Genomic DNA, 10,442 nt, shown 5'->3' with positions numbered 1-10,442 from the left:
GCTACTTCATGACCGTTCTTCGTCAAGAAACGAAGTGGTTTGTTCGCAACGATTGCATTATTCATTACTTGTTTTGGAATGACCCATTTTGTGTTGTCCGAAGTCGGCGTATGGTTAATGGTCCAAGATTCCTCGGATTTTGTTAGTAAGTCATCCGTAACGTTAATGACTTGATCGCCTGTAACTGGCGGTAATGGAGCAGGAGGAATGACTCGTCCACCACCGTTTCCACCATTTCCAATTTCTTGGTCACCCGTAGTGAACATAGAAACATCAGAGCGCATTTCTCCCCCAAATGAATCCTTTACTTGAACATACCAACCATGTTTAGTCGAGGGTTCGAGATTTTTCCAGTTTACTTTCACAATGGAACCATCCTTGGTGTTTTTAACTTCACCGATCAGATCATTCGTGAATACTTCTGCCTCGAACATATCTGTAGCAACGACTTTTTCTTTCGGCGTCAAATCTAAATATCGATACCTGTATTTGTTGCAATTGATAGACCGCGATGACTTAATCCTTCTCGATAAACCGTTCTTCCCCATTATGAAGTAAATGTTAAAGTTATGTAAATCGAAGAATTTTAATAGATTTGTGGGTGACACTTTCCCTTTTTTTGTACCTGTGCATTTTCGGACGCTCCTAACGCTTTTGTATGAATATCGTTGATGGTGCCTCTTATTGCAAGGATATATATAAACCACTTCTTAAAGTGAAAGAAGAGGTTTCTATGATAAATCTCTAAATATAAGATCTGAAGATACAGGTTTATTCTATTTCTCTAAACCAACAACTTGTTGCTTTACGTTATCAGCACGAACAGTTTTATTTAACCTTGCAAAGACTAAAATCGAGCTTTCGACAAATCATTATTTTACGTAAGTTAAAAGAATTTTCAACAAAGGAAACCTCAGTAAAGATTTAACAAAAATGCATACTAAGGACACCACGTGGCAAACTAAAATCATGGAGGTGTATATAGTGAGCAACAGCCCGAAGAACAATTTAAATGGTAACGCTAGTGATGAGCAAGCGGCTAGGAAGAATTTATCAAGGGAGTTTGATCATGAACTTGCAAACAAACCCTTGACACCGGCAGAGAGACATAATAATAAGAAAACGAAGAAGCGGCAATGAGCTAAAATGATGTAAGCCCGAATTATAAAAAATAAGCGCACCTTTTTTTAAATCGAATACATGGCTTACTTCATTTATTTACTATATTCCGCTTAGATCCGTAAAAAATTTCTTCAGGTATTCGTAGAAATCCAAACCGTTACTTTTGGCGGTTACTGCGATACTCAGACAGATGGCGTTTGCTTTTCTCCAATACACCGAAAGGTGCTAGGGAGAGCGCAATTATCTACAGAGTTTATGATTGATATTTTTTGTTTAAAGTAAACAATATAAGTAGACCATAAATTTAATTAATGATAAGTCTCATTATAGAAAAAAACTCGATTACAAAAGATATAATTTAACAATAATATAAGAATATTAAGGAGAGAATCAAATGAAAAACAATGAATTAAAAGAAACACCACATATTAAGCCAAATGGAGTAGAAATAGCTGAAACTATACTTTTGCCAGGAGATCCATTTCGTGCAAAGTTTATAGCTGAAAACTTTTTAGAAAAACCAGTTCTTTTTAATGAAGTTCGAGGTATGCTGGGGTACACAGGCGAATATAAAGGAAAGAAAGTTTCTGTTATGGGTACCGGTATGGGGTCACCAAGTATGGCAATATATTCATGGGAACTAATTAATATTTTTGGAGTTAAAAATTTAATTCGTATAGGTTCATGTGGGGCTATGCAAAATGATATTAAGTTATATGATATTATACTTGCTATAGGAGCAGCAACAAATTCAAATTATGCACATCAATGGAATCTTCCAGGTCAATTTCCAAGTACAGCATCTTATGAATTATTAGAGAAAGCTAAGAAAATAGCTGATGAAAAGAATTATAAGGTTCATGTAGGGAATGTACTATCTAGTGATGTTTTCTATAATGCTGATGAAACTGCAACAGAAAAGTGGGCTAAGATGGGAATATTAGCGGAAGAAATGGAAACGACAAGTTTATATTTAAATGCTGCTAGTGCTGGAGCTAAAGCATTAACAATTTTAACAGTAAGTGACCATATGATTACACATGAACAAATAACACAAGAGGAGAGACAAACTTCATTTACAAAGATGATGGAAATAGCTTTAGATTTAGTATAAGTATGGGAGTCATAAATACCTCTTTTCTTGGATGAATGTGATTATATACTTGTTTATTCTTATCTGAGTCAACTTCAAAACAACGAGCCCTTACGGCTCTAAGTGTAAAACGATATGAAAATAGAGCACCTCCCCAAATCCTGTATAATGAGAGTTACGACACACACATTAACAGAATGGAGAATGCTTTATGCCTATTATACGACAAGAAAGCCTGTTTGACATGCAAGTTTTATTCGACTTGGAACCTACCCAATGTTTTAATTCGATTTTATCAGGTATTGATATTCATTCAATCCTTGATGTTGTGATGAAAAAGTCTCGATTCGGACCTAAACAATCACTTAATTACTCCGCGATGATCTATTCGTTAATCATTCGAATCACCGAGCGCATTCCTAACATTAAGGACATCTTTGCTATGCCCTTACCGTGACGCTGTGCTGTGGCTGTGTGCAGGCAGGCCTGGGGTTATGACGTGCCTTATTAGCTGGATTGGTAGGTCTTACATAGTCCATTATTGACACCCACCACTGATTGTTACAGTGTTAGTGGTGTCACCGCAAAACTGTTGGCTTGTGGTATTGCTATAAGGAAAACGTCTATAAGAATAGTAAAGAGACATAATATCGGTTTACTAAACGTCCCTAAAGAAATCTATGTATATCATTTCATAAGCGAACCTCGTTCATATAAGTGAGTCAATGAGATTCCTTTTTTTGCAGCTACCCGTTTAATTAGATTTATTTCATGGTACATGGCATTAGACAAAATTCCCTTTTCTATGTTTTTGTTAATATGGTAATAAAACCCTGACAACATATTTATTGGCATTCTATCGTACAAAGAAAATCCCCCATCATCCATTACAACACCCACCCTTTTCAATTCAGTATACAGAGTATTTACTCAATTGTTAATAGATTTTGCAAATTATGTCGAAAGGACTCTAATATTTCTATATTTCCATAATCGACTATCGTTAATTGATCTCAAAACCATCTATTAAATATTTAATAAAACCAATAATATAAATTACCGTAAGACAATCCTGCCAAATTCGAGGCTTTTTTTCGCTTTATATGTGCCATAACTTAAAAAGTTTTGACACTACTACAATATAATAGAATAAGTGAACTATAGGGTAGAGAAACTTCACCCCTCTCTACTTATAATCTAATTTACTAACCCGAATCTTTTATGCAATAGAAAAACCAACCATTTTTTTATTTCAAGTTTAGTTATAGATATGAGCGTATTTTCGGCTAAATATTATAAATTATTAAATTATTAACTTTTTAGTTGTTTCAAGTGAAGATCTCTCGGGTAGATATCTAATACATGTGAATGTTATTACTTTTCATATGTAGTATATTTTGGAAGGATGATAAATATGGAAAAACGAATTGTTGGGAGCTTTAATTCAGATGAAGAAGTCTTGTATGCAATTGAAGGATTGAAACGTCAGGGGCATCGTGATACAGATATCATGGTGGTAGCAGAAAATAAAAGTGCTATTCCATTAGTCACTTCCCGCACCGGAGTCATGGTAGAAGCAGATCAACAAGTGAGTACTATAGCAGGTGTTATGATGAACAGCTATTTTTCCATGTTATCAGCAGGAATGGGCCGCACACAGGATAATACCCTGTCCAGCAGGCTAATTGAAAGGGGCCTGCCAAAATATACAGCAAAACAGTGTGAAGAGGAAATAAATAAGGGGAAAATAATGTTGCTGGTTGATACGAATACAACTTACGACAGTCCTGTCTATAAAACACAATATGCAACTGAAAACTCAAGAGCAGTCCAACTCCATGAAGAACAGCTTGAAATTACAAAAGAGAATGTCCAAGTTGGAGAATTGCAGCTCCGTAAAGAAGTAGTGGAAGAACAGAGAACCGTTCATGTTCCACTATTTCGAGAAGAAGTATATGTAGAGCGACGTCCTGTCATAGATGGAAAGTTTGATGGCAGCCCGTTTGGAGAGGATGAAATTATTCGAATCCCCATTATGGAAGAAAGAATAGAGGTAACGAAAAGTGCTGTAATTGTTGAAGAGGTAATTATAGGCAAGAGAAAAATTCAAGAAACAAAACAGGTACAGGATACCATTAGAAAAGAAGAAGCTCGGATTGAGCGTTCTGTCCCTTCGGCAATCGCAGCAGGGAAACTAGTTATCCAAGACACAGTTGGGCACGTAGAAGATATTACAGAAACCCCAGATATTTTGATTGTGGAAGGCAATCCCGATATTGAAAGCATAATGGCGGAGGACAAAAAGGAAGAAACCCACGAAAAACGCACAGTCTCTCTCGCTTTACAAGGAGAGAAAAATAAACCAGAATCAGCTGTCAGTAAAATAGACGAGGTAAGCGGGACACTAACAGACTCTCCTGTTAGTAAGGAAAGTAAAAGTTCTGCACCAATTTCAGCAGCTACTTTAAAAAAGGAAGAATCAATCCACAACAACGAAAATTCCTTAATTGATGAAGAAAATAAAAATAATAAAAATCAAATAAAAAAGAAAAAATAATAATTCTCAGTAATAGGTTTGGAAAGGCTATGCAGTCCTTAGAAAAGGCTGATTTCAAAGTTCACTTAAAGGTGATCTTTTGAAGTCAGCCTTTTTCAGTGGATCTAAATATATATCTCGAACTATTGGGTTTCCTTTTTTTTATCGTTGTTTCTTTAGCCCTTCTTTGTAACTCATGGCTTCGACGAACACAATAGTACCTAATGATTGGATGTGATTCGATAGAGTTTCAAATTTCTCCTTAATTCAACCATTGTTAAAAAATTTGCTGAGAACTGCCTCCGTGGACTTTATGCGAATCAATTTTGTTACAGGACTAACCTCTAGTACATCAAGGTAATAATAGAGAGCTTCCATTGTAATATCCTCTACATACTTAAGGATGTGGAAAACTGTACAAAGATGTACCGCTAGCTTTCAATTGTGTGTTGTCTGTTCCCTGCAATCCTAATTTGCTGAAATACTGTATCAAGAGTTGCTTAACATTCCTTCTCGTTCTAATACCTTCGCCTTCGTTGGTCTCCTAATAATGAGCATAAAAAAAGCCATACCATTTAGATATGACTCCTAACGCTATCATTACTTTTTATGCTTTTGTTTCAGTTTCAAGACTAATGATTTATTATATGCTTCCATAATTGAACCTATTTTTAACCTGCTTCGCTTATTTCCCTGCCGCTTTCACCGTAAAATTCATCGCGTGTATCTGCCCAATATGGTTAGCTTCATGACAAGCGAGGACTGCTGCAAGTTCGCCGAATGTATTTTGCCCGAATATCGGCTGTTCAAGCACTTTTTCAAAGTGCTCGGCAGGAATATGTTTGATGCGCCCCAGCTGCTCGGTTAGTTGTTTGGTTAAATCTTCGACTGTAGGTGCGACACCGGTCCAGTCGGCAGGTTTGGTGCCGTTGCCAAATAGCCCTATGTAATTCTCAGGGATATGCTGGGACTTTTTCGGATAGCCAAACAGGAATTTTTCGGCTACAGTTAGGATGTGACCAATGTGCCAGTGAATCGTGTTGTTTAATCCATCAGGCTGTACATCGATCACACCTGCATCCAGCTTTTTGACGTCACTAAGCAGTTTATTACGCGTTAGTTCGAGTTGTTTTGTTAAATATTTACTCATTTACTATCTTCCCCTCTTTTTCTGAATAATATTTAGACTATATCATATTAGGAATTATGTGGCTCTTCTCTAATTCAGTTTTCTTTTTACATAATGCACATTCCATACTCTTTTCCCCCTAACAATTATTTTTCGCTTTAGTATGTATCGCTTATCATTTCACCTTAAAAAAGAGATTATTTCATGAGAATATTAGTTAAATAAAAGTATATTGTTTTTTATCTGAATACTATATAAGAAATAATCATATAGATGTTATTTGAATATAAGGAGGTCGAAGATGGAGGGGCAGATGTTTTGCTATATCACCCTAAATTCACTTAATGTGAAAAAAATAAAAAACATCCCCGAAGGGATGCGTTTTATTGATTCAATTGTCCGCCGTCAACGGTGTAGATGGATTGAGTGACATATGTTGCATCATCAGATAATAAGAATAAAACCACATTCGCGACTTCTTCAGGTTCGCCGTAGCGTCCCATCGGAACAGCTTGAGCGAATGTTTTTGTAGCTGCTTCTCCTTGACCAGGAAGCGTATTTTCTTCAATTTGACGCATCATGCGTGTATTGATGATTCCAGGAGCAACGGCATTGACACGTACACCGAAGGGTGCTGCTTCAAGAGCGGCTACACGGGTGATACCAATCAACGCATGTTTCGACATGATATACCCAACCATACCAGGAGAAGCCATTAGCCCTGCTCCGCTTGCGGTGTTAACGACAGCACCAAATCCTTGTTTTTTCAGCACTGGCAACACATATTTCAACCCTAAGAAAGCTCCTTTAATGTTGACATTGTAAACTAAATCAAATGTTTCAATTGGATACTCTTCGATTGACTTTGTCGTTCCTTCAATACCTGCGTTGTTAAAGAATCCATCAATTTGACCAAACTTCGAAACTGTTGCATCTACATAAGCCTTAACTTCCTCTTCATTTGCCACATTGGCTTGAAGAGCAATTGCACGAGTTTCGTCTAAGCCTAAATCAACAATCACTTGTTGAACAGCTTCTAAATTTAAATCAACAAGAGCCAATTTAGCTCCCTCATCAGCTAGTTTTTTAGCCGTTACTTTTCCAATTCCACCTGCTGCACCTGTCACAATAATTACCTTATTTTCAAATTTCCTCATAAAAACACTCCCTTTTTTAAAATTATATTTCAAATTCGAGATACTATATTTATAGAAAGAAAAACCCTTTCACGTCTAAATCCTTCTTCCACTATGGGTATCGCCTATGGAAGCCCTCAAACAACTGTAAATAAATCACAAATGAATGGAACAACCTTTATTCAGATGTTTACTTATTTAACTATTGGTAGCCAGCCAGGTATATCTTCTACATATCCCCACATAGTACCTGGTGCAAACATTTCATTTTCAAAAGATGAATTAGTTGTCATTGGTAACATGTTAATCCGATTTTCAATCGTGGCACCAGATGCAAAGTGTATGGTTCAAATAGCATATTATATTTTGGATTCAATGTATCTCTATTCTCCCTTGATATTTTTTATAAAGCTTTAATTATAAAGTGATGCTACTTGACTCGTTTAGTATAGCTTGTTGAATAAATTTTATTCACATAGCAAGCCTATTCATAGTTTCCTCACTCTTTTTTGGCAAAGCACAAAATGAGGATCCGCCAGCTTTTTGCGAACCGGGCAAGTCCTCTATCAGCATTTCAGTTTCCAGGGCCAATAAGGGCAACCCTTGTAATCATACGAAAGTTGCTTGTTGAACAGCTTGCGGATTCGTGTATAAAATCATAATAGGCTAAGGCCGCTTACGAATAGGTTAAGTAGAATATGATAGGCAAATAAAAAAAGCTACCTACCCACAATCAAGCTTTGTGGACAGGTAGCTTTCACAAGATTATGTACATTTTATCCCATTTCCAACGAGCAGCCCCCTTTGTTACACTTGTTTAAGTTCATCCTGGGTATACCTTGTCCAAACAAAGCCAAATACAGTAAAATCAAGACATAGAATTGTTCAAACAAGGTTGTTATTCAACCCTATAGATTACGCCCATGCTGGGCGCACGAAAAAAACACCCCATTTTAAATAGGGTGTTTTAAGATTAATTTATTTAGCTTTATTAACAAGTTGGATTGCTTCTTTTGAAACATAGAATTTTCCATCACTTTGAACAGTTATACTATTAAGTTCCTTTTCTTTTCCGTTAACTTTGACAATATTTTTATTTACTGGGAATTCCGCAACTTTATTGCCTTTTGTTACAACAAGTACTGGATTGTTCTCAACAGTTTCAACGATCTTGACTGTTGTATTTTTTGCTTTAAATGCTTCCTCTGCTTCAATATACAATTGTTGACTTAACTTTTTCAAATCAAATCCCATTGATGAAGCCATAGTATGAGCAATGTCAGTATTGTCAATTAAACCGACTGGTTTACCAGGACCGTAAGAATATAAGAATACATCTTCACCTGTATGCCCACCAGTTGAAAATCCGATGTTTGCACGGTTTGATAAAAGTTGAACGAATGTTTTATTTAGTTTTGTTGATTCATTAAGAGCTTTCTTTTCAGCTTCAGTTGGGTTGTCAATACCGTATAGAGCAGCCACTTCTAATAGATTTGATTTATCACCTTTTAATTGACTTAATGCACCTTCAAGAGTCATTGATGCATTTTTCAATGGATCAATATATGCTGAAACAGGAATACTAGAATACGTACCAGATGTGTTTACATTACCCATTGTGATTCCACTGTTCCCATGGTCAGTAACTGCAATAACAAGTGTATTTTTGTCCTTCTTAGCAAATTCCAGTGCTTCGCTAACTGCATCATCAAAAGCTAAAACATCACTAATCATCCCAATTGGATCATTCGAATGAGCTGCCCAGTCTACTTTACTTCCTTCTACCATTAAGAAAAACCCATCTTTATCTTTTGATAACGTATTAATTGCTTTGTCAGTCATTTCTGCAAGCGTTGGTTCTTCTGGTTTTGTTGTTTCACGATCCATATCATAAGCAAGTGCATTTGGTGCAAACGAACCCCAAATTTTGCTAGAATTCGTATTTAATAATTCATTTCTATCTTCGACAATATCGTATCCTTTATCATTTAATACATCTACTAGATTTTCTCCATCTTCACGGTTGTTTCCAGAATTACCTGGTACAAGTGCTTCTTGTCCACCACCAAGAACGACATCAATCCCTTGATAAACTTGTTGTTCAGCGACACTGTCGTAATCACTACGTTGTGTTACATGTGCTGAAAATGCAGCTGGTGTAGCATGTTGGATCTCAGAAGTTGAAATTAATCCAGTAGCTTTTCCACTAAGTTTAGCTCCTTCAAGTACATTAGCTACTGGCATAAATGGATCATCTGCTAATGATGGGTCAACGCCAGGTGTATTCACTACTTTTGGTAAAACACCAACAAATTTATCATTGGTTTTATTTCCTGTTGCTAATGCTGTTCCAGCAGGTGCTGAATCTGTAATAGCAGATTCTGCAGAGTATGTGCTTACTCCACCCGTCATAATACTATCTAGTGCAAGTGGTTCTCCTTTGTACCATTTTGCTAAAGTTGTTGCTCCGGCACTAGTACCGTCCATAACTAACAAAATGACGTTTTTACCTTTCTTAGGATCGTTTTTTGCTTCAACGCTTTCACCCTGACCATAAAAACTTAACGATCCCAGCGCTACTGCACTAGCCAGAGTGATTCCCATTACCTTTTTGGATAATTTCATTTAGTATTCCTCCCTTTTTTTACATAATTACGCTAATAACTTCATAAATATTTACTTATATGACTATATCATCGTTAAGTAGATATAATATTAAGAAAACGTTAAGGTTTTATTAATATTACTAAAATATTTTCCTTGATGTTTTTGAATTATTACAGTTCCTTTTTAATATGTTTCATTTGATGTAAAGAAAGAAATTAGAATTTATACAAGCAAGGAGAGATTTTGTTTTATTAAAGAAACTTGAAATGTCAATTTGCAAAAAACTTTATAGGAAATACTTGCTGAAAATAAATAAGTAAAATAATTGGAGGATATTATATGTGGAATGAGCCTTGTGTTGGATATGATAATAAAGAATTCGCCTTTCTTCTGTTGCTGTTTACTATGGACCGCAATTTACGATTTCTTTAGATGCACCATAGGAAACGGATACTGTGAAAACCATTAACGGAATCAAAGTAGCTATCGATTCTCAAATTACTAGAACAGAAGAATTAACCTTAGACAAGAAGAAAATTAAGAAGGGGAACGATTAGTTCTATTAGGAGCTAGTAGCTGTTGTTAAAAGTGGAAACAAATCAGGAGTAGTTAGTTCACTTAAAAGACTGATTACTCCTATTTTTGAATTATTGAAGATTAACTCCTTATTCAATTATAGGGCGCGATTGTTTAATAAGCGTCTCTGTTCTGTTAACCTGTTGTGTATGACGTATGCCCGTCCAGCGATCGAATCGCTGTTTCTTGTTGAACTAACGGGCAGGTTAGCGCAAGAAGTCATTTTAATACATGGGTGTTACT

Annotated in this window: 9 protein-coding genes; 4 read left to right on the top strand and 5 right to left on the bottom strand. The window is 36.0% G+C overall.

What is annotated here, in order from left to right:
• Positions 1 to 467, bottom strand: a 467-nt coding sequence (locus AC25Y5_RS18720) for a hypothetical protein (RefSeq protein WP_488141614.1), incomplete at its 3' end; no start/stop codon positions are given.
• Between the two features lie 517 nt (positions 468 to 984).
• On the opposite strand from AC25Y5_RS18720, the gene sspO reads away from it, so the two are divergent.
• The 3 genes from sspO (at position 985) to AC25Y5_RS18705 (ending at position 2,672) form a co-directional block, all read left to right on the top strand.
• Positions 985 to 1,140 carry a small acid-soluble spore protein SspO gene (gene sspO / locus AC25Y5_RS18715; RefSeq protein WP_488141613.1) on the top strand — a complete coding sequence of 52 codons (156 nt, stop codon included), beginning with the start codon at positions 985 to 987 and terminating at the stop codon, positions 1,138 to 1,140.
• A gap of 376 nt (positions 1,141 to 1,516) precedes the next feature.
• On the top strand, positions 1,517 to 2,236 hold the full coding sequence (gene deoD, locus AC25Y5_RS18710; protein ID WP_488141612.1) for a purine-nucleoside phosphorylase: 720 nt from the start codon (positions 1,517 to 1,519) through the stop codon (positions 2,234 to 2,236).
• 190 nt (positions 2,237 to 2,426) lie between these two features.
• Entirely contained in the window at positions 2,427 to 2,672 is a 246-nt protein-coding gene (locus tag AC25Y5_RS18705; protein WP_488141611.1) for a hypothetical protein, read from the top strand.
• 230 nt (positions 2,673 to 2,902) lie between these two features.
• On the opposite strand, the gene AC25Y5_RS18700 is transcribed toward AC25Y5_RS18705, so the two are convergent.
• On the bottom strand, positions 2,903 to 3,103 hold the full coding sequence (locus tag AC25Y5_RS18700; RefSeq protein WP_488141610.1) for a hypothetical protein: 201 nt from the start codon (positions 3,101 to 3,103) through the stop codon (positions 2,903 to 2,905).
• Positions 3,104 to 3,629: 526 nt separating this feature from the next.
• On the opposite strand from AC25Y5_RS18700, the gene AC25Y5_RS18695 reads away from it, so the two are divergent.
• Positions 3,630 to 4,772 (top strand): YsnF/AvaK domain-containing protein, encoded by a 1,143-nt coding sequence (locus tag AC25Y5_RS18695; protein WP_488141609.1) that lies wholly within the window; start codon positions 3,630 to 3,632, stop codon positions 4,770 to 4,772.
• 664 nt (positions 4,773 to 5,436) lie between these two features.
• Here AC25Y5_RS18695 and AC25Y5_RS18690 read toward each other — a convergent pair.
• The 3 genes from AC25Y5_RS18690 to AC25Y5_RS18680 all read right to left on the bottom strand — a co-directional run bounded on the left by AC25Y5_RS18690 (position 5,437) and on the right by AC25Y5_RS18680 (position 9,641).
• On the bottom strand, positions 5,437 to 5,901 hold the full coding sequence (locus AC25Y5_RS18690) for a DinB family protein (RefSeq protein WP_488141608.1): 465 nt from the start codon (positions 5,899 to 5,901) through the stop codon (positions 5,437 to 5,439).
• Between the two features lie 362 nt (positions 5,902 to 6,263).
• Positions 6,264 to 7,037, bottom strand: coding sequence for an SDR family NAD(P)-dependent oxidoreductase (locus tag AC25Y5_RS18685; RefSeq protein ID WP_488141607.1), 774 nt, complete (start codon positions 7,035 to 7,037; stop codon positions 6,264 to 6,266).
• 957 nt (positions 7,038 to 7,994) lie between these two features.
• On the bottom strand, positions 7,995 to 9,641 hold the full coding sequence (locus AC25Y5_RS18680) for an alkaline phosphatase (RefSeq protein ID WP_488141606.1): 1,647 nt from the start codon (positions 9,639 to 9,641) through the stop codon (positions 7,995 to 7,997).
• Positions 9,642 to 10,442: the final 801 nt, after the last annotated feature.

The organism is Sporosarcina sp. Y1011 (assembly GCF_057669885.1).
The sequence above is the reverse complement of the archived record's forward strand: the minus strand, read 5'-3'. Positions and strand labels throughout refer to the sequence as shown.